At 65.5% G+C, this 22,227-nt stretch carries 21 protein-coding genes and 1 riboswitch; of the genes, 12 read left to right on the top strand and 9 right to left on the bottom strand.

Annotated features, from left to right (window positions below; all coding sequences use genetic code 11):
- Positions 1-37: 37 nt before the first annotated feature.
- The 6 genes from AB1K63_RS01795 to AB1K63_RS01770 are packed head-to-tail and all read right to left on the bottom strand — an operon-like array spanning position 38 to position 5,499.
- Entirely contained in the window at positions 38-328 is a 291-nt protein-coding gene (locus AB1K63_RS01795; protein ID WP_366958200.1) for a GCN5-related N-acetyltransferase, read from the bottom strand.
- A 25-nt stretch (positions 329-353) separates the two neighbouring features.
- Positions 354-962, bottom strand: a complete 609-nt coding sequence (locus AB1K63_RS01790; protein ID WP_366958199.1) for a glycoside hydrolase family 19 protein — start codon at positions 960-962, stop codon at positions 354-356.
- 49 nt (positions 963-1,011) lie between these two features.
- Positions 1,012-1,776, bottom strand: a complete 765-nt coding sequence (locus AB1K63_RS01785; RefSeq protein WP_366958198.1) for an ABC transporter ATP-binding protein — start codon at positions 1,774-1,776, stop codon at positions 1,012-1,014.
- Entirely contained in the window at positions 1,773-2,738 is a 966-nt protein-coding gene (locus tag AB1K63_RS01780) for an iron ABC transporter permease (RefSeq protein ID WP_366958196.1), read from the bottom strand. Before AB1K63_RS01780 ends, AB1K63_RS01785 begins: the two co-directional genes overlap by 4 nt.
- A complete protein-coding gene (locus tag AB1K63_RS01775; RefSeq protein ID WP_366958194.1) occupies positions 2,735-3,556 on the bottom strand; it encodes an ABC transporter substrate-binding protein in 822 nt (273 codons plus the stop codon). Before AB1K63_RS01775 ends, AB1K63_RS01780 begins: the two co-directional genes overlap by 4 nt.
- Positions 3,553-5,499 carry a TonB-dependent receptor gene (locus AB1K63_RS01770; RefSeq protein WP_366958193.1) on the bottom strand — a complete coding sequence of 649 codons (1,947 nt, stop codon included), beginning with the start codon at positions 5,497-5,499 and terminating at the stop codon, positions 3,553-3,555. Before AB1K63_RS01770 ends, AB1K63_RS01775 begins: the two co-directional genes overlap by 4 nt.
- A gap of 96 nt (positions 5,500-5,595) precedes the next feature.
- Positions 5,596-5,806: riboswitch (cobalamin riboswitch) on the bottom strand.
- 159 nt (positions 5,807-5,965) lie between these two features.
- Between AB1K63_RS01770 and AB1K63_RS01765 the strand changes: the two genes are divergently transcribed.
- From AB1K63_RS01765 to AB1K63_RS01710, 12 genes are all read left to right on the top strand, one after another.
- The gene (locus tag AB1K63_RS01765) at positions 5,966-7,102 is read left to right on the top strand and encodes a cell wall hydrolase (RefSeq protein WP_366958192.1); all 1,137 of its coding nucleotides are present in this window, start codon (positions 5,966-5,968) and stop codon (positions 7,100-7,102) included.
- Between the two features lie 103 nt (positions 7,103-7,205).
- Positions 7,206-7,508 carry a hypothetical protein gene (locus tag AB1K63_RS01760; RefSeq protein ID WP_366958191.1) on the top strand — a complete coding sequence of 101 codons (303 nt, stop codon included), beginning with the start codon at positions 7,206-7,208 and terminating at the stop codon, positions 7,506-7,508.
- A 62-nt stretch (positions 7,509-7,570) separates the two neighbouring features.
- Positions 7,571-9,562, top strand: a complete 1,992-nt coding sequence (locus AB1K63_RS01755; RefSeq protein ID WP_366958190.1) for an EAL domain-containing protein — start codon at positions 7,571-7,573, stop codon at positions 9,560-9,562.
- A gap of 256 nt (positions 9,563-9,818) precedes the next feature.
- Complete coding sequence (gene mdh, locus AB1K63_RS01750; RefSeq protein WP_366958189.1) at positions 9,819-10,805, top strand: malate dehydrogenase; 987 nt, start codon at positions 9,819-9,821, stop codon at positions 10,803-10,805.
- Between the two features lie 200 nt (positions 10,806-11,005).
- Complete coding sequence (sucD, locus tag AB1K63_RS01745; protein ID WP_366958187.1) at positions 11,006-11,896, top strand: succinate--CoA ligase subunit alpha; 891 nt, start codon at positions 11,006-11,008, stop codon at positions 11,894-11,896.
- A 31-nt stretch (positions 11,897-11,927) separates the two neighbouring features.
- The gene (locus AB1K63_RS01740; protein WP_366958186.1) at positions 11,928-14,771 is read left to right on the top strand and encodes a 2-oxoglutarate dehydrogenase E1 component; all 2,844 of its coding nucleotides are present in this window, start codon (positions 11,928-11,930) and stop codon (positions 14,769-14,771) included.
- A gap of 13 nt (positions 14,772-14,784) precedes the next feature.
- On the top strand, positions 14,785-16,047 hold the full coding sequence (odhB, locus tag AB1K63_RS01735) for a 2-oxoglutarate dehydrogenase complex dihydrolipoyllysine-residue succinyltransferase (protein WP_366958185.1): 1,263 nt from the start codon (positions 14,785-14,787) through the stop codon (positions 16,045-16,047).
- 23 nt (positions 16,048-16,070) lie between these two features.
- Entirely contained in the window at positions 16,071-16,394 is a 324-nt protein-coding gene (locus AB1K63_RS01730; RefSeq protein WP_366958184.1) for a hypothetical protein, read from the top strand.
- Positions 16,391-16,705, top strand: a complete 315-nt coding sequence (locus AB1K63_RS01725; protein WP_366958183.1) for a hypothetical protein — start codon at positions 16,391-16,393, stop codon at positions 16,703-16,705. Before AB1K63_RS01730 ends, AB1K63_RS01725 begins: the two co-directional genes overlap by 4 nt.
- Positions 16,705-18,117 carry a dihydrolipoyl dehydrogenase gene (lpdA, locus tag AB1K63_RS01720; RefSeq protein WP_366958181.1) on the top strand — a complete coding sequence of 471 codons (1,413 nt, stop codon included), beginning with the start codon at positions 16,705-16,707 and terminating at the stop codon, positions 18,115-18,117. Before AB1K63_RS01725 ends, lpdA begins: the two co-directional genes overlap by 1 nt.
- Before the next feature lie 5 nt (positions 18,118-18,122).
- On the top strand, positions 18,123-18,551 hold the full coding sequence (locus tag AB1K63_RS01715) for a VOC family protein (RefSeq protein ID WP_366958180.1): 429 nt from the start codon (positions 18,123-18,125) through the stop codon (positions 18,549-18,551).
- A gap of 138 nt (positions 18,552-18,689) precedes the next feature.
- Positions 18,690-19,337: a trimeric intracellular cation channel family protein gene (locus AB1K63_RS01710; RefSeq protein WP_366958179.1), complete on the top strand. Its 648-nt coding sequence runs from the start codon at positions 18,690-18,692 to the stop codon at positions 19,335-19,337.
- Here AB1K63_RS01710 and AB1K63_RS01705 read toward each other — a convergent pair.
- The 3 genes from AB1K63_RS01705 to AB1K63_RS01695 form a co-directional block, all read right to left on the bottom strand.
- Positions 19,331-20,008 (bottom strand): hypothetical protein, encoded by a 678-nt coding sequence (locus AB1K63_RS01705; RefSeq protein ID WP_366958178.1) that lies wholly within the window; start codon positions 20,006-20,008, stop codon positions 19,331-19,333. The genes AB1K63_RS01710 and AB1K63_RS01705 overlap by 7 nt on opposite strands.
- Positions 20,009-20,148: 140 nt before the next feature.
- Positions 20,149-20,649, bottom strand: a complete 501-nt coding sequence (locus AB1K63_RS01700) for a hypothetical protein (RefSeq protein WP_366958176.1) — start codon at positions 20,647-20,649, stop codon at positions 20,149-20,151.
- A 137-nt stretch (positions 20,650-20,786) separates the two neighbouring features.
- The gene (locus tag AB1K63_RS01695; protein ID WP_366958175.1) at positions 20,787-22,208 is read right to left on the bottom strand and encodes a serine hydrolase; all 1,422 of its coding nucleotides are present in this window, start codon (positions 22,206-22,208) and stop codon (positions 20,787-20,789) included.
- Between the last annotated feature and the right edge of the window lie 19 nt (positions 22,209-22,227).

Genomic DNA, 22,227 nt, shown 5'->3' with positions numbered 1-22,227 from the left:
TTCCTCACATTTGGCAAGTTCGGCCCAGATTGCGGCTCTATGCCTTCCCCCGCCACACGAGTGATCGGCGATTGAGATCCGCCAGATCCAGTTCGCCCGCGATCGCCGCTTCGCCCAGCCGGATCGCCTCGCGCAGTACGGCATCGGACGCATTGCGATAGGCCGGCGCGGCTACATGCTCGCGCCAAGGGCCGCCGACGGCATTGTCGAGCAATATACGCTGGAAGCAGTGATCGAGCCGGACCGGCCAGCCCTTCCCGGCGGCGACGCCGGGCATGGTCCCGCGCGTCAGTGCAAACCAGCGGTCGACGAGTTGGGAGCGATCCATCCTGCTCAGGTAGGGTCGCGATGCATCAGGCGACAGTCCCACTCCCGCCCAGCGCCGTCAGGAAGCGCCGACCCAGTCCGGCGATGTGGGCCGCCCGGTCCAAACCGTTGATGACCCGGCGCGCGTGGTGCCAGTCATCCCGTTCCTCGTTGAAATAATCGCCGAGACACCGGCCGGTAAACGTCCCGCGCACCGAGCCCTCGACGAGTATGCGCGCCGCAATCCCCGGCTCCAGCGCCAGATCGGGCTCGCCCAGCAGGTCGATCGAAAGGCGCCTCGACCAGTCGGCATAGTTTCGCCGCCCGGTAAGCTGGACGAAACCACGCCCGTGAAAGCGCGCGCCGTCGCCGATGCAGGCATTGCCCAACTCCCGGCCGACCCGCGTTCCCCGACCGTAGCGCCGCTCGAAATAGGCCGAACTGCCGAATTCGTGAATGGGTGCCATGCGTTGCGCGGTTTCATGGAAGGCGGTGCCCAGCAGGTAGGCAAGCCAGCGCCGGTCCGCGTCCGGATAGTCGCTTTCCCACCTGTCCAGGATGGCGTTGCACCCCTCCACCTGCTCCTGCCGCAAGCGTCCGCCGAACAGCGCCCCCCTCGCAGTCGCGAAAAAATATGTCCGGTCGAATGTCGGCATGGCCTGGCCCTTTCATGGAAAGCGATAATCGCCCGTTGCGATGTTCTTCCTATGTTCTAGGCAGGCGCTCCGTGTGTAGGACAGGGGAAAATGCCAGCCGGCCTTCTTCGCCCAGCCACTCGCCCTCTACTCCGAAGACCTCGGCGATCCCGGCAGGCGAAAGGCTTGTGGCAGGCTCGCCCTCCGAATGGATGCGGCCTTCCGACAGCAGGATGACCCTGTCGGCATGGTTCCGGGCCAGGGCCAGATCGTGCAAGACGATCACGACCCCCGCGCCCTTGCGGGCCACGGCCTTCAGATGGCCGACAAGTTGCGCCTGGTGCGCGAGATCGAGCGCGGCGAGGGGTTCGTCGGCGAGGATCCATTCCGGTTCGCCCGCGAGCACGCGCGCGAGCAGCACCCTTGCCCGCTCGCCGCCCGAGAGCGTGGACACCGGTCTGTCCGCAAAACCGACCAGGTCGAGCGCGGCGAGCGCGTTGTCCACCAAGCCGGTCGCCCGATCGCGATGCGGCAGGCGGCCCAGAGAAACCAGATTTCGAACCGCCAGGTCCCAGGCAATGTCCGGCTCCTGTGGCAGGAAACCGATCCGCTGGGCCCGTTGCCGCGGGTCGAGCGCAGACAGCGGTGTCTCGCCAAGCATGGCACGTCCGGATGCCGGATCGTTGAGCCCTGCCAGCACCGACAACAGGGTCGACTTGCCCGCCCCGTTCGGACCGCAGATCGCAGTGACCGAGCCGGCTTCCAGCATGACCGAAACATCGGTCAAACGTCCCGGGATCGAGACCCCCTGCGTGCCGAGTTCCGCCCCGGTCATGCGAAGCCCACCGATCCGCCGCGCCGCATCTTCAGCAGCAGCCAGAGGAAGAACGGCGCGCCGATCAGGCTGAGGGCGATACCGAGCCGCAATTCGGTGACGAGCGGGAGAATGCGAACCACGCAATCGGCCACCAGCACCAGCAGGCCGCCGGCAAGCGCGCTCGGCAGGATGAGCTGCGACGGACGGCGGTCCGTCAGCGGCCTGACGAGGTGCGGAACGATCAGGCCGACAAATCCGATGATGCCGGCCACGGCGACGCCGCTTCCCACCGTCAGCCCCACGCCGCCGATCAGCAGTGCCAGCAGCTTGCGGCTATCCACACCGAGCGACCGGGCCGCCGCATCACCCAGTGTCAGGGCATCGAGATCCCGCCCGGCACCGAACAGCAGACCGATGCCGGCCAGTGTCAGCGGCGCGGCGATCCAGACCTCGCGCCAGCTGCGATCGGTCAGCGCGCCGAGCAGCCAGGTCACGATCTCGCTCATGGCAAAGGCGTTGGGCGCGAGGCTTATGGCCAGGCTGGTAAGCGTGCCCGCGAGGCTTGCAACCATCAGCCCGGCAAGAGTGAACAGCGCGATGCCGCCCGCGCGTCCTGCAATGAGGGCCAGCAACGCCATCGCGCCCCCTGCGCCCGCCAGCGCCATCAACGGCAATGCGAAAGGTGCGGCCTGGTATCCGAACCAGAAGCTGGCCACCGCGCCGAGCGCGGCACCGGGCGCAATTCCGAACAGGCCCGGATCGGCCAGGGGATTGCGCAAATATCCCTGCATCGCTGCACCAGCCGCACCCAGCCCCGCCCCGACCACGACTGCCAGCAGGCTGCGCGGCAGGCGCAGTTCGGCAAGGATGAGAACGGCATTGGGTGTGGTGGCGGGATCGACCCAGACGCGCCCTGCCAGCAGCGAAAGCGGCAGCGCGAACAGGATACCGAGGCCGAAGATCAGCGAGGCCCGCTTCATTGCTGCAAGTCCTGCAGCCGCGCGGCCAGCCGTGCGATCGTGGGCCCGCCGCAGAACAGCAGAGCCGGATCGATCGTCTCGACGCGAAGGTTCGCTACTTCGGCCAGCGCGGGATGATGCTGCGCGCGTTCCGCACCGGCAACCAGCAAAAGGTCCGGCGGATCGGACAGCACGCGCTCCAGCGGCAGGAAGTCCGCCTGCCCCAGTCCGAGGGCCTGTGAATGGCTGGCAAAGCCGCCGCGCCGCAAAAGATCGCTCACCAGGGTCGCTTCACCCGGCACGATCCCGCCCGACTGCCAGAGAACGGTGGACACGGCATTGGTGCCGGCACCGTCCTTGAGCTGAGCGACCGCCCGCTCCACGCGCCCCGTGGATCGACGGGCCGCAGCCTGGTTGCCCGCGATATCGCCCAGCCTCTCGATTTGCCCGAGACTCTGCTCGACCGACGAGGCGATGCCGAAGGTTTCGACGCGAATACCGAAATCGGCAAAAGCCGCCCTCGCGGAAGGCGCGAGGAACGCACCCGCCACGACGACGTCCGGATCGAGCGCGAGGACCTCTTCGACCGTTCCGCCCGTCACCCCATACCGACGCGCCAAGTTTGCCGGCATCGAACGCGCGGCCGGATCCCGGCTGTAATGCGAGAGCGCGAGGACCTGCTGCGGCCCGGCGATTTCCGCCAGCATTGCGTCGGTGCAGGGGTTAAGGCTCACGATCGTAGGGCGGTCGGCAGGCCGCTCAGCCAGCGTCGCCGACGGCGCGGAACCGGCCTGACCGCACCCCGCCAGCAGCAGCAGCGCCGGCACGAGCGCCCTCACAGGCGCAGCCGCGCCCCGATATAAGCCGATCTGCCCGGGGTGCCGTATCCGGCCGCGACCGTGTAATCGACATCGAACAGGTTCTCGATCCGGCCGAACAGTTCGATCTGCTCCGCCAGCGGCCAGCTGGCCCGGAGGTCGGTCAATACGTAGCCGTCGAGTGCCGTGGTGTTTCCGATATTGTCGAAACTGTCGCCGACGAGCCTTACGTCGCCGCCCAGCGTCAGATCGGCGGGACCGGTCCAGTCGACCGAGGCCGTCAGGGCATGATCGGGGCGCCGCGCCAGCCGGTTGCCCTCGTTCGCGCCGCCGGGCGTGCGGTCTTCGGCTTCGACGTAACTGTAGGCGAGCCGCATCATCAGGCGATCGCCGAGACGCTTGCCCGCCTCGATCTCGAAGCCCTGCGCCCGCGTTTCGCCGACATTGATGTAATAGCCGAAGCGGCCATCATCGCACAGAGGATCGGGATCGCTGAAGCAGCTCGCGAAATCGATCAGGTTCTCGGTGTCCCGGCGGAACAGCGTCAGACCGGCATAGCCATCCTGCGAACGGTCCCCATAGGCGAGGCCGAGGTCGAAGCTGGTGCTCTGCGCGGGGTCCAGCGCCGGATTGCCGAAATCGGAATTAAGCTGGAAAAGCGACGGTGCCTTGAAGCCCTCGCCGACGCTGGCGCGCAGCCGCAGATTGTCCGCGAGCGCGTAGCTGAAATCCGCACCGAAGCTGGCTGTACCGCCGAAATCCTGATGATCGTCGTAACGAAGGCCGGCGCGGCCCGAGAGCGGACCGAACTCGATCCCGAGCTGTCCGTAGACGCCGCCGATGCTGGTGGTCACCCGGTCGCTGCTATCGCTGCTGAACGCGCTCCACTCGTACTCGCCGCCGAAATTGACCAGCAACGGACCGATCGGGCGCCATTCGCCGCGCGCCTCGATCCGGTCCTGGTGGCCGTCGGAGGTAAAGGACGGTCCCGGACCGGTCCCGGGATCGAAATTCACGCGCTCGGTATCGGCGAAGGAATAGGCGGCCTTCACGAAAAGCGGCCCGGCATCGTTCTGCACGCCGACATTGCCCGAATACTGCCGCGTCTCCTGCGTGGCGCCGGTGTCGGCGAGCGTGAAGTCGGGCGGCGGAAACCCGTCGAGTTCGAGATCGCCCTCGGCATAGCGGCCCGAAGCGAACAGCGAGGCGGTCCGCCCGAGATAGAGGCGACCGCGCCCGGTAATTGCATATTGTTCGAACCCGTCGGGCTCGGTGCCCGAAGCGGCAGCGGAAACGCCGCCCGTGGTCAGGTAGCTGCCTGCGATACCGATAAACCCGGCATCGCTTTCGACACCGCCGGACGCCTGTGCGTAGACGGTGTCGCGTGCGCCGTATTCCGCGCTCGCTTCGAGTCCGGTCGCCGCGCGCGTCGTGATCGCCATGACCCCGGCGATCGCATCGCTGCCCCAGACGGTGGAATTGGAACCGCGCAACAGGTCCACCGACTGGATGGTTCCGGGAACGAGATTGCCGAAATCGAAACCGCCCGAGGTCGAAGCCGGATCGTTGACCTCGATGCCGTCGACCAGGACCAGTAACTGGTCGTTCTCCCCACCGCGGACGCGGACGCTGGTCAGGCTGCCGAGACCGCCGCTGCCCGTGACCGTCACGCCCGGCGCACGCCGCAGGATACGGGCGATGTCAGGGCCCTGGACGGACTCGATCTCGTCGCGACCGATGATCGTGACCGGTTGCCCCGTGTCCTCGACCTCGATCGGCGTACCGGTGACCGTGATTGTGATCGTGTCGGGATCGGTCGCGAATTCGGAGAAATCGTCGGACACGACGACCGGATCGACCGGCGTGTCGTCGGGGACCTGTTCGCGGGTCGAAGGCTCGACCTGGGCGTGGGCAGGGACCGTGAACGCAAGGGTACTGCAAAAACCGAAAAGGACGTGACGCATGATTCCTCCATCGCAAGCGATTGAGCCGCTCATGACGGAAGACGACGCCACCGCGGCGTGCCTTGCATCCGTTGCCTGCGGTACACCCCGCCCGAGGCTGAACGACGCGTTCCCGGCAGGTCTCCTGGCTCCCGGGTCGCCGCTGCGCCTCCCCCTTCCCGCCCATCCTTTGCAGTCGGGGCAGTGGGCCATCGAAGGCGCGCTCGCCGGTCACAGTTGCGGGGGCAGCAGCGGGTTCGGGGACGTCCCCTCACCGCTTTCCCTCTTCGGTCCGGTTTCCCGGACAACCTGAAACGCTGGGCGCGCCAATACGGCGGCGCCGGCGACACCGCAAGCCCTGCATTTACCGCGCGTTAGGGACGGTTGTTCACCGCCATCCGCGACCTGTGCCGGTATAGGACGCGCTATGCCGCCGCCGTCGCCGTTAAGGGCCTGCATCGCTATGCATGGCGGCGGATCCTTCGCAATGAACCAGCCAGCCCCCACACGCGCGCAGCAGCGCCAGATTCGCAAGCGTCAGGGCTGGCGCCGCCTGCTCGCGCTGGTCGCGGCGGTGGCAGTTCCGGCCATGGCCGCACCGGGCGAATGGGCCGGCTTCTCGGACGATATCGCAACAGCGGACGCGCCCGGCGTGAAGCCGATGCCGTTCGAAAAGGCGGGCTTCAGTTTCCCGGGATCGGCTTTCTACTACATGGAAGACACGCCCCAGGTCGTCGCGGACATGCCCGGCTCCGACCTGGCGATCTTCGACATTTCCGGAACCGGCAGCCTCGACCAGGCGGAAGAACTGGCCGCCAGCCGCGTCGGTGCAGCAGCGCGCGCCTTTTCCCTGTCCGGGAGCAGTCTCAGCCAGGGACGCGCGATCGACTGCCTTGCCAAGGCCGTCTATTACGAGGCTGCGTCGGAAGCGATCGGCGGCCAGCGTGCCGTCGCGCAGGTCGTGCTCAACCGGGTCGCGCATCCCAGCTACCCCAACAGCGTTTGCGGCGTCGTCTTCCAGGGGTCGGAGCGCACGACGGGCTGCCAGTTCAGCTTCACCTGCGACGGCTCCATGCGCCGAGTGCCCAGTGTCGCCGGGATGGCGCGGGCGCGGATGGTCGCCAGAGATGCGCTGAACGGCATGGTGTACCGCCCGGTGGGTCTCGCCACGCATTATCACACGGTATGGATCTACCCCTATTGGGCGCCGAGCCTCGACCACATTGGCACGATCGGCGCGCACCGGTTCTATCGCTGGAAAGGCAGCGCCGGGACGGCAGGGGCCTTCAGTTCGCGCTATGCTGGGGTGGAACCTGCCAACGCGCCCAAGCCGCGCGTCGCGAACCTGCCGGAAAACGATCCGGCCGATCCGCTGGCTCTCGCCCGGGCATTCGAGGAAGCGCAGGCCCGCGCACAGACAGAAGCTGCGCGCACAGGACTGCCGGCCGGGACCACAGGTGTTCCTTCCACAGGACGTCCCGTGGCGCCCCCGCCCGTCTATACCCCGCAAGTCGAGGCGCGAGGCGGCGACGCCCAGTTCCAGGCGGAAGACGTGCCTTCCGACAACGGCGTAAAGCCCGAATACGCCAATAGCGGGCGCTGGATCAGGCAGCCCGGACAATAGCGGGGTTAAGCGTCCCATAACCCTGAATTTAGAGGCAGGGTTAGTGGCAGCGGACGTAGGGACGCCTCCAACAAGAACAGAAATCGGGTCAAATTCTATGTCGGTGCATTTCGCCCCCGCGCGCGGACCACGCAAGTCCGCGGTCGCCAAGGTGCTCGCCCGTCGGCTGCGCCAGCGCGCCAGCAACGACAATGGCGAACCGCGCCTCACCGATCCGTGCTTTGCGGAAGCGCTGCGCCATTTCGCCCGGCACGGGCTCAACGCGGCGGACAATGCGCACAAGGAAGCCGAAAACGCCCTGATCGCGGGCGATCGCGCACGCTACGAGCACTGGCACGCGATCTGCAGCGTGCTCGACGGACGGCTTGCCGACAGCCTTTCCGTTCCTATCCGCCGGAACGGCTGACGGGTTCCGCCCCGTCAGCGTAAGCATTTTCGGTAATTGCCTCCTTAACCGGTCGGTGACCCTTGGACCGTAAGACCCCGGTGATGGGGACAAAGACGTTCTGGCAACGCGTGCGCGCCAATGCCCGCGATATCGCGCCGAGCGATCCGCACAGCGGACGCGCGCGCAAGCAGCTCGTCCTTTCCCTCTTCTCGCAGAAGGGCACGCTGGCAGTGGGCGCGGTCAACGGCGTTTTCGCCACGGCTGCCGCCGCCTTTCTCAGCCGCGAACCCGCCTTGTATGCGGCGCTCGCCGTGATCACGACGATCGCGGTGCTCCGGGTCGCGTCCAATCTCGTCATCAAGCCGAGCGAGCGCACGGGGTCGATTTCGCGGCTGGAACTGGCATACGAGGCCGGCGCCTTTTCCTACGCAACGGCGCTGGGCGTGACAGCGGCCCTGACCGTCTGGCTGGAACTGCATGGCGGGATCCAGCTGCTGGTGGTGGCGAACGCGCTGCTGTTCGGGGTCGGAATATGCACCAGCAATGCGGGGCGCCCGGTCATCGCACTGGGGCAACTCAGCCTCGTCATCGTGCCGATCATGGTCGCGGCGCTCGCGGTGGGCGGCCTCGCCTACGTCCTGCTCGCCTTCAACCTCCTGCTGATGCTTCCGGCGATGGCATCGGTCACGATGAACATCTTCCGGACGCTGCGCGACTCCATCTCCGCCGCCGAGACCAGCGCTGCGATGGCGACCGAAATGCGGGAACTGGCGAGGAAGGACCCGGTCACGGGGCTCGCCAATCGCACGGCCCTCGACGAGGACTTGCCCGAAATGCTGGGACGGCTCGGCGAAGGCGATTGCCTGGCCCTGCTCTGGCTCGATCTCGACCGCTTCAAGGAAGTGAACGACCTGCTCGGCCATCCGACCGGTGACGGCGTCCTGGCCGAAGTGGCCGATCGCCTGCGCGCGCTGGTCGGTCCGGACGCGCTCGTCGTGCGCTTCGGCGGGGACGAATTCATCGTCGCCACCCCGATTGAGGACCGGCTCGGCAGCGAATGCCTGGCCAGCGAAATCCATGCCGAGATCATGCGGCCGATGCGGATCGACGGCGACTGTCTCGAAGTCGGGGTGTCGATCGGCGTGACTCTGCGCGGCGAGGACGGCGACAATGCGGACACGCTGCTCAAGAATGCCGACCTCGCGCTCTACGATGCGAAGGTGAATGGTCGCAAGCAGACCTGCTTTTACCTGCCATCAATGAGCCGCAACCTCGTCAGGCGGCGTGAGATCGAGGCGGAACTGCGAACCGCGATCCAGAACGACCAGCTGTCGATTTTCTTCCAGCCGATCGTCGACCTTGCCAGCGGCCGCATCCGGACGTTCGAAGCGCTTGTGCGCTGGTTCCATCCGGAAAAAGGCGAACTGCTCCCGGAGGAGTTCATCCCGGTGGCGGAGGAGACCGGCGTCCTGGTCACGCTCGGCAACTGGGTCACGTCGCGCGCGGCGCGTACGGCGGCCAAGTGGCCGGAGGACGTGACGCTCGCGGTCAACCTCTCGCCCATGCAGATCAGGGCTCCGGGGGCGACGCTCGGCGTGCTCAACGCCATTCGCGAGGCGGGCATCGCCCCGTCCCGGCTGGAACTGGAAGTCACCGAGAGCCTGTTCATGGACGATCACGAGGAGACCGACTTCTTCATCCGCGAGCTGTCGCGCCACGGCGTACGGTTCGCGCTGGACGATTTCGGGATCGGCTATTCCTCGCTCGGGCACTTCCACAAGTACCCCTTCCGCAAGATCAAGGTGGACCGCAGCTTCGTCTCCGGGCCCAATGCGGGGGAGAAGTCGGATGCGATCATCCGCGCAGTTGCGGAGATGGGATCGCGGCTCGACATGGAGATCGTGGCGGAGGGTCTCGAGACGGTGGAGCAGGTGCAGGCCGTGCGCGCGGCGGGCTGTACGCTCGGCCAAGGCTTCTATTTCAGCCGTGCGGTGCCGGACCACCTGGCCTCGATGCTCCTCGCCCGCGAGCGCGAGGAGGACGACGGTGCGCCGTATACGGTGACCGGCTAGTCCTGACCAACCTCATCCATACGGGAACCGGCACGGGGGCTGTCGCGTCGTTGGAATAGCGCCGATATCGGGCGCCTATTGCAAACGCATTGCATTTGCAGCAATATGTCGCGTTTCCTGCGGCTCGGGTGTTGCAAAGCACGTCCGGCGGGCCTAGGTCGCGCGCATTCGTACCGGGTGCGGCTTCCTCGCGGGACGCGGGCGCACGCCGGGTTCAGGCCCAGGTCCCGCGCGATCCAAAGGACTACCAGCACTCATGGCCCAGAACTCCGCGGCATCCGCAGGACGCAAGAAGATCGCCCTTATCGGCGCCGGCATGATCGGCGGCACCCTCGCCCATCTCGCAGCGAAGAAGGAAATGGGCGACATCGTCCTGTTCGACATCGCCGAAGGCATGCCGCAGGGCAAGGCGCTCGACCTCAGCCAGTGCGGCCCGATCGAAGGCTTCGACGCGAAGATTACCGGTACCAACGATTACGCCGACATCGCCGGCGCGGACGTGGTGATCGTGACCGCAGGCGTGCCGCGCAAGCCCGGCATGAGCCGCGACGACCTGCTCGGCATCAACCTGAAGGTGATGAAGGCGGTCGGCGAAGGCATCAAGAACAACTGCCCCGACGCATTCGTGATCTGCATCACCAACCCGCTCGATGCGATGGTCTGGGCGCTGCGCGAATTTTCCGGCCTCCCGCACAATCGCGTGGTCGGCATGGCGGGCGTGCTCGACAGCGCACGCTTCGCGACCTTCCTCGCCTGGGAATTCGGCTGCTCGGTGAAGGACGTGAATGCCTTCGTCCTCGGCGGCCACGGCGACACGATGGTGCCCGTCACCAGCTACACCACGATCAACGGCATCCCGGTCAACGACTACGCCAAGATCAAGGGCGTGTCCGCCAGCCGCATCGACGAGATCGTGGACCGCACCCGCAAAGGTGGCGGCGAGATCGTCGCCCTGCTCGGCAACGGCTCGGCCTATTACGCCCCCGCCACCAGCGCGATCAGCATGGCCGAGGCCTATCTGGGCGACCAGAAGCGCATCCTGCCCTGCGCCAGCTATGTCGAAGGCAAGTATGCCCTCGACGGCCTGTATGTCGGCGTCCCGACCGTGATTGGCGCTGGTGGCACGGAGGAAGTGATCGAGATCGAGCTCTCGGACGAGGAAAAGAACAACCTCAAGGTCAGCACGGACGCGGTCGAGGAGCTGCTCGAGGCGTGCAAGGGGCTGGATAGCTCGCTGGCGTGAGCAAAGGCCTCATAATAGGTCTTGTGTTAATCGTCTTCGCCACGACCCCCGTTTCCCGTTTAGTGTATCACGCGGTCGGTATCGATGGTTATGCGGGCTTCGGCGTCAATCTGGTCATATTTTGGATCGGCGTATTAACAGTAATTGTTGCGGCCATTCGCCTTCTACGGCGATCTCGAGCCGCCAAATCGGAGAATTAGATGTCCATCCTCGTAAACAAAGACACCAAGGTCATCACGCAAGGGATGACCGGCGATACCGGTACCTTCCACACGCAGCAGGCGCTCGATTACGGGACGCAGATGGTTGCGGGCGTGACGCCGGGTAAAGGTGGCACCACGCATATCGGCCTGCCCAACTTCAATACGGTGAAGGAAGCCAAGGCCGAGACCGGCGCAACCGCATCGTGCATCTACGTGCCGCCGCCCTTCGCCGCGGACGCGATCTGCGAGGCGATCGATGCCGAGATGGAACTGATCGTTTGCATCACCGAAGGCATCCCGGTGCTGGACATGGTGCGCGTGAAGGCCGCGCTCACCGGTTCGGCCAGCCGCCTGATCGGCCCCAACTGCCCCGGCGTCCTGACGCCCGGCGAGTGCAAGATCGGCATCATGCCCGGCTCCATCTTCCAGAAGGGGTCGGTCGGCATCGTCAGCCGTTCGGGCACCCTGACCTATGAAGCCGTCCACCAGACCACGCAGGTCGGCCTCGGCCAGACCACGGCGGTCGGCATCGGCGGCGATCCGGTCAACGGCACCAACTTCATCGACGTGCTCGACCTGTTCCTCGACGACGACGAGACGAAGTCGATCGTCATGATCGGCGAAATCGGCGGCAGCGCGGAAGAGGAAGCGGCCGAGTTCCTGAAGGAACAGGCCTCGCTCGGCCGGCGCAAGCCGGTGGTCGGCTTCATTGCCGGACGCACGGCCCCTCCGGGTCGCCGGATGGGCCATGCGGGCGCCATCGTTTCCGGCGGCAAGGGCGGTGCGGACGACAAGATCGCGGCGATGGAAGATGCGGGCATCCGCGTTTCCCCCAGCCCAAGCGAACTTGGCACCACTCTCGATGCCATGCTGAAGGAACTCGCGTAACTCTCGCGCGCTCCTTCACCAAGAGGTGACCATGGGTAAAGAACAGCAGCAATTCCTTCCCGCGATGACGGACCAGGACGGTCCCCAGCCGGGCCCCAGCTGGGGCAATCCGCGCTGGCCGCAGACCGGGCCGGACGCGGAAAGCGAATGGACGCAGGCGCTCGATCCCACGGCGATGAAAGTCGCGGTGGCGAAGGCCGCGGCCAAGGCTGGCAAGCCGAGCGATCCGGCCGCGATCGAGGAAGCCGCGTCCGATGCGATCCGCGCCATGCTGCTGGTCCGCCTTTACCGCGTGCGCGGTCACCTCGCCGCCGACCTCGATCCGCTGGGACTTGCGGAGCGCAATTTCCCCGAAGACCTGACGCTGGAATGGCACGGGTTCGAAGGGCAGGAAGACAAGGAAGTCTTCGTCGGAGGCGTGCTCGGCTTCGAATGGGTACGGCTGGGCGACCTGCTGGCCAAGCTGCGCGCGGACTACTGCGGCAAGGTCGGCCTCGAATACATGCATATCTCGGACACCGAGGAACGCCGGTTCCTGCAGGACAAGTTCGAGAGCCCGGAAGACACCATCCAGTTCACCCCCGAAGGCAAGAAGGCGATCCTGGCCGCGGTCGTGCGCGGCGAGGAATACGAGAACTTCCTCGGCAAGAAATACGTCGGCACCAAGCGCTTCGGCCTCGACGGCGGCGAAAGCATGATCCCCGCGCTGGAAGCCGTCATCAAATATGGCGGCCAGGATGGCGTGCGCGAGATCATCTACGGCATGGCGCACCGCGGACGTCTGAACGTCCTCGCGAACGTCATGGGCAAGCCGTACAAGGTGATCTTCCACGAATTTTCCGGTGGAAGCTCGAACCCCGACGATGTCGGCGGATCGGGCGACGTGAAATACCATCTCGGCACCAGCACCGATCGTGAATTCGACGGGATCGAGGTGCATATGAGCCTCGTCCCCAACCCCAGCCATTTGGAAGCGGTCGATCCGGTCGTCCTGGGCAAGGCGCGCGCGCAGCAGGCGATCCGCGACGACCTGAAGAAGCACGAGCAGGTCCTGCCCGTGCTGATCCACGGCGATGCGGCCTTCGCCGGACAGGGCGTGGTCTGGGAATGCTTCGGCCTGATGGGCGTCCCCGGTTACAGCACCGGCGGTTGCATCCATTTCGTGATCAACAACCAGATCGGGTTCACCACCAGCCCCAAGTTCGCGCGGTCCAGCCCCTATCCCAGCGACGTGGCGAAGGGCGTCCAGGCCCCCATCCTGCACGTCAACGGCGACGATCCGGAAGCGGTGACCTTCGCCTGCAAGCTGGCGGTCGAGTACCGCCAGAAGTTCGGCCGGGACATCGTGATCGACATGTGGTGCTACCGCCGGTTCGGCCACAACGAGGGCGACGAGCCCAAGTTCACCCAGCCGCACATGTACGACGCGATCCGCAAGCATCCCAAGGTCAGTGAGATCTATTCCAGGCGACTGCTGGATGAAGGCACGATCGAACAAGGATACCACGACACCCTGATCTCGGACTTCGTCGGAAGGCTGGAAGAGGAATTCGAGGCAGCCAAGAGCTACAAGGCGAACGAAGCCGACTGGTTCGGCGGTCGCTGGGCCGGCCTGCATCGTCCTGCGGATTCGGAGAACGCGCGGCGCAACGTGGAAACGGCGATCGAGCGCAAGCTGTTCGACAGCCTGGGCCGGACGCTGACGACCGTTCCCGATAACGTGACCATCCACAAAACGCTGGGCCGCGTGCTCGATGCCAAGCGCAAGATGTTCGAAGGCGGCGAAGGCTTCGACTGGGCGACGGCGGAAGCCCTCGCCTTCGGCAGCCTCGTCACCGAAGGGTTCGGCGTGCGCCTGTCCGGGCAGGACAGCGGCCGCGGCACCTTCAGCCAGCGCCACGCCGTCTGGCACGACCAGCAGGACGAGGACAAGTACATCCCGCTGACCACGCTGCCGCACGGCAAGTTCGAGGTCTATGACAGCCCGCTGTCCGAATACGGCGTGCTCGGCTTCGAATACGGCTTCGCGATGGCCGATCCCAAGACACTGGTGCTGTGGGAAGCGCAGTTCGGTGACTTCGCCAACGGCGCGCAGATCATGATCGACCAGTTCATCGCCAGCGGCGAGGCGAAATGGCTGCGCGCCAACGGCCTCGTGATGCTGCTGCCGCATGGCTACGAGGGTCAGGGTCCGGAACACAGTTCCGCCCGCCTGGAACGGTTCCTGCAACTGTGCGCGAACGACAACATCCAGGTCTGCAACATCACGACGCCGGCCAACTATTTCCACGTGCTGCGCCGCCAGATGCTGCGCAATTTCCGCAAGCCGCTGGTCATCATGACGCCCAAGTCGTTGCTGCGCCATCCGATGGCGAAGAGCACGGCGGCCGAGTTCATGGGCGAGCACCACTTCATGCGGATCAAGTCCGACCTGACGGAAATCCCGGACGAGAAGGTCCGCCGCCTCGTCCTGTGCAGCGGCAAGGTCGCCTACGACCTCATGGAGAAGCGCGACGAGGAAGGCCTGGACGACGTTTCCATCGTCCGGCTCGAGCAGCTCTATCCCTTCCCCGGAGAACCGCTGACGGTGCGCCTGAAGCGGATGACCAATCTCAAGCAGGTCGTCTGGTGCCAGGAAGAGCCCAAGAACAACGGCGCCTGGTTCTTCGTCGACAATCTGATCGAGGACGCGCTGACCGAAGCGGGTCACGAAGGGATGCGCCCGTGCTATGCCGGGCGCGAAGTCGCCGCCTCGCCCGCCACGGGCTATGCGCCGCGCCACAAGGTCCAGCAGGACGGGCTGGTCAGCATCGCGCTCGGCCTGTCCGGCGCGGAAGAAATCATGCGCAATGCGCGCGTTACGAGAAGCTGTTGAGGACGAAACGAGAATGGCCACGGAAATCAAGGTTCCTGCCCTGGGTGAATCGGTCACCGAAGGCACGATCGGGGAATGGCTGAAGCAGCCCGGCGATGCCGTGGCGGCGGACGAACCGATCGCCAGTCTCGAGACCGACAAGGTCGCGGTCGACGTGCCCTCGCCCGTTGCCGGCGTGATCCAGGAACTGAAGGCCGAGGTCGGTGACACGGTCGAGGTCGGTGCGGTGCTCGCTCTGGTCGAGGAAGGCGCCGCGCCGGCAACGAAGGGCGAGGAAGCCAATCGCGACACGCAGCGGAAGGAAGAGGGCAAGAACGAGCCCGCCGAAGCCGGCCAGCAGGCGCCGTCGAGCAGCGACGCCAAGGCATCGGACGGCACGCAGACGCTGAGCCCGGCCGTGCGGCGCGCCGTGCTCGAACACGGTGTCGATCCCTCGACGATCAAGGGCACCGGCAAGGACGGCCGCCTGACCAAGGAAGACGTCGAGAAAGCCGCCAGGGCGAAGAAGGACAGCGGCAGCGTGGCCGACGCCGCCCCGGCGCAGGCGCAGCAGGTCGAAGGTTCATCCTCGGGTGAGCGGCGGACCGAGCGCGTGAAGATGACGCGCATGCGCCAGACTATCGCCAAGCGCCTGAAGGGCGCGCAGGAAGAAGCGGCGTTGCTCACGACCTTCAACGACTGCGACATGAGCGCGGTCATCGAGGCGCGCGAGAAGTACAAGGACCTCTTCGCCAAGAAGCACGACATCAAGCTCGGCTTCATGGGCTTCTTCGCCAAGGCTGCCTGCCTCGCGCTGAAGGACGTGCCCGCCGCGAACGCCTATATCGAGGGCGACGAGATCGTCTATCACGACTTCGTCGACATTTCCGTGGCGGTCAGCGCGCCCAACGGCCTCGTCGTCCCGGTCATCCGCGACGCCGACAAGAAGGGTTTCGCGCAGATCGAGAAGGACATCGCCGATTTCGGATCGCGCGCGCGCGACGGTTCGCTGACGATGGAAGACATGAAGGGCGGCACCTTCACGATCTCCAATGGCGGCGTGTTCGGATCGCTCATGTCGACGCCGATCATCAACCCGCCCCAGAGCGCGGTGCTGGGCCTCCACCGGATCGAGGACCGCGCGGTGGTCGTCAATGGCGAGATCGTGATCCGCCCGATGATGTACATTGCCCTTTCCTACGACCACCGCCTGATCGACGGGCGCGAGGCGGTGACGGCGCTGAAAATCATCAAGGAGGCGATCGAGGATCCCACCCGGATGCTGATCGACCTGTGACCGGACGAAAGAGGAAACGGCAGATGCATTTTAGATCGCTCGCCCTGGTTTCGCTGGCGACGCTGGCCCTAGTCGGATGCGACGCCGCGACCCAAATTGCAGGGGACGCGGTCGAAGGCGAAGTGCGCAACGCCGTGACCACCCAGTGCGAAGGCGTCGCGGAAAGCGCCGGAATCGTCGCCGACCGTATTTCCGAGGTCTGCCAGTGTAGCGCCGATGCTTTCCTCGAAGACAGCGAGCTGACCGTCGACGACATCAGCCGCGAGAATATCGAAGGGATCGTCAACGCATGTGCCGACAGCACCGACCCCTCCCCCTCCACGGCGGATCAGGAGAGCCCGGAATGATGCCGAGCCATCGACCAGTCACCTGGCGTCTAGCGACCATCGCCGCGCTCGGACTCGCACTGAGCGCCTGCGGCGGTCCGGCCAGCGAGACCGACCGGGCGGCCGATGACGCCTTCGACACCGAATTCCTTTCCTCCTGCAAGACCACTAGCGAGCAACAGGGCGTGCCGGCCGCGATCGCCGATCGAATCTGCACCTGTGTCTCCGACAGGATCGGCGAGGAGTATTCCGGCATGGAGAAAGCCAACCTGTCGGAAGAGGATGTTCTTCCGATGATGAGTGAATGCATGAATGAAGCGGTGAGCAAATAATGGCCGAATACGATTACGACGTCCTCGTCATAGGTGCCGGACCCGGCGGATATGTCGCCGCGATCCGCGCGGCGCAGCTGGGCCTGAAGACGGCCTGTGCGGAAAGCCGCGACACGCTGGGCGGAACCTGCCTCAACGTGGGCTGCATTCCGTCCAAGGCGCTGCTCCATGCGAGCGAGTACTTCGATGCCGCCGCCAACGGCGCGATGAAGGACATGGGCATCGACGTCTCTCCCAAGCTGAACCTCGATCAGATGCACGCGCAGCGGCGCGACGCGGTCGACGGGCTGACCAAGGGCATCGAGTTCCTGTTCAAGAAGAACAAGGTCGACTGGAAGAAAGGCCGCGCGACGTTCCAGGACGCGCATACGGTCAAGGTCGGCGACGAGACGGTTACCGCGAAGGATATCGTGATCGCGACGGGATCCTCGGTGACGCCCCTGCCCGGTATCGAGATCGACAACGACAACCACGTGGTCGTCGACAGCACCGGCGCGCTCGAGCTGCCGGCAGTCCCGAAGAAGATGGTCGTCATCGGCGGCGGCGTCATCGGGCTGGAACTGGGCAGCGTGTGGCGCCGCTTGGGCGCCGAAGTGACCTGCGTCGAATTCCTCGACGAGATCCTTCCGGGCATGGACGGCGACGTGCGCAAGGAATCGCGCAAGATTTTCAAGAAGCAGGGTATCGACTTCAAGCTGGGGACCAAGGTCACCGGCGTCGAGGTCAAGGGCAAGACCGCCACGCTCACGATGGAACCGTCCAAGGGCGGCGACGCGGAGACGATGGATGTCGACTGCGTGCTCGTGTCCATCGGCCGCAAGCCGAACACCGAAGGCCTTGGCCTGGAGGCCATCGGACTCGAACCGAACGAGCGCGGACAGATCGAGACCGACCACGATTTCCGCACCTCGGTCGACAGCGTCTGGGCGATCGGAGACGTGATCCCCGGCCCGATGCTGGCGCACAAGGCCGAAGATGAAGGCATCGCGGTCGCGGAGAACATTGCCGGCCAGACCGGCATCGTGAACCACGCACTCATCCCGAGCGTAGTCTACACCTGGCCGGAAATCGCCGGGGTCGGCCTGACGACCGAACAGGCGATCGAGAAGATGGGCGGCGACAAGGCGGCGATCAAGGTGGGCAAGTTCCCCATGGCCGCGAACAGCCGGGCCAAGACCAACCACGAGCCCGACGGGTTCGTGAAGGTGATCGCGGAAGCGGAAACCGACCGCGTGCTGGGCGTCTGGGCGATCGCGAGCGTTGCGGGCACGATGATCGCACAGGCCGCGCAGGCGATGGAATTCGGCACGACGAGCGAGGACATCGCCTATACCTGCCACGCCCACCCGACGCATTCCGAAGCGATCAAGGAGGCGGCGATGGCGGTTCAGGGCAAGCCGATCCACATGTGACCGCCATGACGCTGCGCCCGTTCCATCTCGCCTTTCCCGTCCACGACCTGATCTCCGCCCGGGAGTTCTGGGGCGACGTCATGGGCTGCCCGGAAGGCCGGTCTTCGCAGGATTGGGTGGATTTCGACTTCTACGGCCACCAGATCGTGGCGCACCAGATGCCGGGCGTGGTCGCCAAGGGCGCGACCGGCAGTAATCCGGTCGACGACCACGATGTGCCGATACCCCATTTCGGGATCGTCCTGACGATGGAGCAGTGGAAGGAACTGGCCGAAAGGCTGGTCCAAGCCGAAACCGAATTCGTGATCGAACCCCATATCCGGTTCGAAGGCCAGGTCGGCGAGCAGGCGACGATGTTCTTCCGCGATCCGAGCGGCAATGCGATCGAGATGAAGGCTTTCGCCGACGACGCGCGCATCTTCGCGAACGAATAACTCCCGGCCGAAAGTTCGTGCTGAATTGGCTGCGGGTGACACACGCCCCAGTCGATGAACCCCGCGCCAGGTAGGCCCGAACCCAATGTCATATGCGCAAGCGCGTGCCCAGAGGACTGACGAGAAGGATTGCCAGCCATGCCGGTCGAGCCTGACATCTTTACCCCGGTTCTCGATACGCTCGATCTTATCGGCGTCGCGATCTTCGCTCTATCTGGAGCGTTGCTCGCTGCGAAGGAAAAGCAGACCTTCGTCACGATGGCGTTCTTCGCGCTCGTGACCGGCGTCGGCGGCGGCACCATCCGCGACCTGTTGATCGACGCTCCGGTCTTCTGGATCACCGATCCCTGGGTGGCGGCGGTGTGCCTGGGCATGGCCCTGCTGACCTGGTTTACCCCGACCCGCTGGTGGGAAGGCAAGCTGCTCGACTATGCGGACGGCATCGGGCTGACCGCCTACGCGGTACTGGGCTCCGCCAAGGCTCTCGAATACGGACTGCCGCCGATCCCGGCGATGATGATGGGTGTCGTCACGGGGTGCGTTGGCGGAATCATCCGCGATGTGGTGGCCGGGCGGCCGTCGATCATCATGCGCCCGGAACTCTACGTGACGGCGGCGGCCCTTTCCGCCAGCCTGTGCGTCATCGGCTATGCCACCGACCTGCCGCGCGAACCGGTATGGGCGGCGGCAACACTGGCGGGGCTGACACTGCGCAGTTGCGCCATTCGCTTCAGCCTCGCCCTGCCCATCTACCGCGATCGCGGCAGACCCGCCCCCGATCAGTAGTCCCGATAGGGGTCTTCTTCCGCGTAGTAGTAATCGTCCTCGTCGGAAACCGGACCGCCGGGATAGGGCCCGGCTGCGTAACCGTCCTGGACGGGCGCATTGCCCAGCCGCCGACGCGCTTCGTAGTATGTCGCATCGTCATACTGCCGATCTTCATATGCGGTGTCGCCATAGGTCGGGTCCCCATAACCGCCGACCTGACCCGACTGGCCGTAGGAGCCGTATCCATCGGCATAGTCGATTTCCACGACGCGTCCGTCCGCATCGGTGCGGCAGAAGAACGCTTCTCCACCGGCGAAGACACCTTCGGCCGTCCAGCCGGAACCGTCGCGGCGGACGTTCTCGACCCTCGCACCGTCACCGGCCTCGTACCGGCAATTGGCCACGGCGGACTCGATCGAGTCCTGTCGTTCGTATCGAACCGGCTGGCGATCGTCGTCGTCACCGTAGACCGCATCGGCGATCGCGAGAATTCCGCCAAGGACCAGAACGCCCGCGAGCACGTCGCCTGCGTCGACGCCGTCGTCACGGTGGCGACGATAGCGATTGCGACGATACTGCGCGTTGTCGAAATCGCCGGTCGCAGTGCCGGGTAGCACATGATCCGCGAAGGACATGGCAGTGGGCCTGGGCAGTTCGGCGGCCGAAACCGGTGCGGCAGCAACCGTCATAGCGCCTGCAAGAAGGGGCATCGCGGCAATTCTGGCAAATCGATTCATGGCACTTCCCCTGTAAGAACGGTCGAACAACTGGGCGGTCCGGACTGTCACCAGTCTGAACCGCCCTTTCAGATCAGATGGCTGCGTGTGCCTTACCGAAGGCCACGGATGCCACCGAAGTTGACGTCGACAACCCGGCCGCGATCGATCCGGCAGGTGAAATTACCCCGGTCGTCGGCTCCGCGACGGTCGTAGCGATCACGATAGCCGCGGGCGCCGTCGACGGCGATCCGGCCCTTCACGCGCCAGCCGCGATTGGTGCGGTCGACATCGCGAATGTCGGTGACGTCGGCGTAGCGATAGCCGCCATACCGGCGCGCAGTGGATTCGGCAGCCTGTACGCAGCGGTCGATGGCGACACGCGGATTGCCGCGATTGCGGTCGGCGCGGTAGTAATCGCGATCGTAGCGGTCGCGATCGCGGCTGCCGCTGGAAAGGATGGCCGCGATGCCGCCGAGGATCACGGCTCCGGCGATGATCTCGCCTGCATCGATCTTGTCGTCCCGGTCGCGCGCAACGGCGGGAGTGATGGAAGCCATGGCCATCGCACCTGCGGCGACGGTTCCGGCAAGGGCTTTGGAAATGGTCTTCATGGGACGCTCCTTGATCAGAACCGGAACGGGAATGCCCCGGTTTCAAGGAGTGTTCTAGGGCATGGTGCCTGAGACGATCCTGAAGCGCGCCGACAGGCACCGTTAATTTAATAGGTGGCTTTCCTGAATGCGAAGGATCAGAGGGATCCCAGCATGTCGCGCGTGAACTGCTCGAGATCGAAGACCTTGCCCGCGGGATCCTCGCCCCGTCGAACGATCACGATATCGCGGCTCGGAACCACGACCACGTACTGCCCACGATTGCCACGCGCGGCGATCGTATCGTCCGGGATGCCGTCCATCCCGCGCATGAGCCACCATCCCGCTCCGTAGCCATAGGCCCCCGGCGGCTGCGGGCCGGAGGGCGCGGACACGTATTCCAGCCAGCCTTGGGGCAGGATCCGTTCGCCGTTCAACATTCCGTCGTTAAGATAAAGCTGGCCGAGATCGGCAAGATCGCGCGCGGTGGACCAGACCTGGCTGGAAAGGACGTAATTCCCCTGCCAGTCGGTTTCCGCCACGGTATCGAACATGCCGAGCCGGGCGAAGAATTCGGCCGGCGGGTGATCTGCAAACGTATGGGAAATCGCTTCCACGGCCATCAGCGTGTCGTTGTTGGCGTAGCGGAACACCGTTCCGGGCTGGTGGATGATCGGCCAGCTGCTCGCCCGCTCGTCGACGCTGGCCCCGCCCCAGTAGACCGGATCTGTCCGATTGCCAGCCGTATCGGAATACCGGCCGGATGCCATGCGCAGCAGGTTGTCGAGCGTGATCTGCTGGCGCGGATCGTCCTCCCCTTCGTACCAGCGCATGACGGGGATCAGCATCGGGACAGCGGCATGATCGCGGTCGAGGATCATCGCCGCGTCACCGCGTTCCACGGCGGCCCCGACCAGTGTCGCGGCAATGCTTTTCGCGACCGACCAGGTACGCTGCGGCGTCCTAGCGTCGAACCCTTCGCGATAGCGCTCGGCGATGACGCCGCCGTTCTGCCGGACGAGGACCGCGGTGGTGCGCGTCCCCTCCCCGTAATCGCTGCCGAAGGCCCGCGCGGCCACCCCATCCGCTCCCGCCTCGACATTGCGAAAGAGGGGTTCCGGCGGCCGCGGAATGACGGGATCCTCCGCTTCCACCGCCGGCATTTCGGCACCCGGCGGCAGGATGGAGCAGCCCTCCCCCGCCCGGTGAACCGCGACGCGCGGCAGCATGTCGTCGGCCCAGGACACCCTCACATGGTGGAGGCGCGGCAACAGGCGCGGCGCCTTCTCGTAAACAGGAACCCGGACGATCTCGTACGGCAGATCGCGCACGATGGGATCGAGCGAAGGGTAGATGCCGGTCAGTTCCCACTCCTGCACACTCTCCGGTGTTCGAGCCGTGCCGGACCTCTCGGCACTGGCCATCGCACCGCAAAGCATCAGCGCCTTGTACCCTGCGGCAAGCGCCCGGTCGTATCGCTGGTCCAGCTCCTCCTGCGATACGGACTGCGCGGTCACCGGCACCGACAGGACACAGACGGGAGCGAGCGCCGCGATTGCGACGAGATGGATGCGGGTCATGCCGTCGTCTGTGCCAGCT

The sequence above is a fragment of the Qipengyuania sp. JC766 genome (genome assembly GCF_040717445.1).
Classification (GTDB): Bacteria; Pseudomonadota; Alphaproteobacteria; order Sphingomonadales; family Sphingomonadaceae; genus JC766.
This window is presented reverse-complemented; position numbering and strand designations above follow the sequence as displayed.

Bases quoted from the DNA above. Each gene is read 5' to 3' on its own strand.
- AB1K63_RS01795 (WP_366958200.1), bottom strand. From the start codon at position 328: ATGGATCGCTCCCAACTCGTCGACCGCTGGTTTGCACTGACGCGCGGG.
- AB1K63_RS01790 (WP_366958199.1), bottom strand. From the start codon at position 962: ATGCCGACATTCGACCGGACATATTTTTTCGCGACTGCGAGGGGGGCG.
- AB1K63_RS01785 (WP_366958198.1), bottom strand. From the start codon at position 1,776: ATGACCGGGGCGGAACTCGGCACGCAGGGGGTCTCGATCCCGGGACGT.
- AB1K63_RS01780 (WP_366958196.1), bottom strand. From the start codon at position 2,738: ATGAAGCGGGCCTCGCTGATCTTCGGCCTCGGTATCCTGTTCGCGCTG.
- AB1K63_RS01770 (WP_366958193.1), bottom strand. From the start codon at position 5,499: ATGCGTCACGTCCTTTTCGGTTTTTGCAGTACCCTTGCGTTCACGGTC.
- AB1K63_RS01765 (WP_366958192.1), top strand. From the start codon at position 5,966: ATGAACCAGCCAGCCCCCACACGCGCGCAGCAGCGCCAGATTCGCAAG.
- mdh (WP_366958189.1), top strand. From the start codon at position 9,819: ATGGCCCAGAACTCCGCGGCATCCGCAGGACGCAAGAAGATCGCCCTT.
- sucD (WP_366958187.1), top strand. From the start codon at position 11,006: ATGTCCATCCTCGTAAACAAAGACACCAAGGTCATCACGCAAGGGATG.
- AB1K63_RS01740 (WP_366958186.1), top strand. From the start codon at position 11,928: ATGGGTAAAGAACAGCAGCAATTCCTTCCCGCGATGACGGACCAGGAC.
- odhB (WP_366958185.1), top strand. From the start codon at position 14,785: ATGGCCACGGAAATCAAGGTTCCTGCCCTGGGTGAATCGGTCACCGAA.
- AB1K63_RS01730 (WP_366958184.1), top strand. From the start codon at position 16,071: ATGCATTTTAGATCGCTCGCCCTGGTTTCGCTGGCGACGCTGGCCCTA.
- AB1K63_RS01725 (WP_366958183.1), top strand. From the start codon at position 16,391: ATGATGCCGAGCCATCGACCAGTCACCTGGCGTCTAGCGACCATCGCC.
- lpdA (WP_366958181.1), top strand. From the start codon at position 16,705: ATGGCCGAATACGATTACGACGTCCTCGTCATAGGTGCCGGACCCGGC.
- AB1K63_RS01715 (WP_366958180.1), top strand. From the start codon at position 18,123: ATGACGCTGCGCCCGTTCCATCTCGCCTTTCCCGTCCACGACCTGATC.
- AB1K63_RS01710 (WP_366958179.1), top strand. From the start codon at position 18,690: ATGCCGGTCGAGCCTGACATCTTTACCCCGGTTCTCGATACGCTCGAT.
- AB1K63_RS01705 (WP_366958178.1), bottom strand. From the start codon at position 20,008: ATGACGGTTGCTGCCGCACCGGTTTCGGCCGCCGAACTGCCCAGGCCC.
- AB1K63_RS01700 (WP_366958176.1), bottom strand. From the start codon at position 20,649: ATGAAGACCATTTCCAAAGCCCTTGCCGGAACCGTCGCCGCAGGTGCG.
- AB1K63_RS01695 (WP_366958175.1), bottom strand. From the start codon at position 22,208: ATGACCCGCATCCATCTCGTCGCAATCGCGGCGCTCGCTCCCGTCTGT.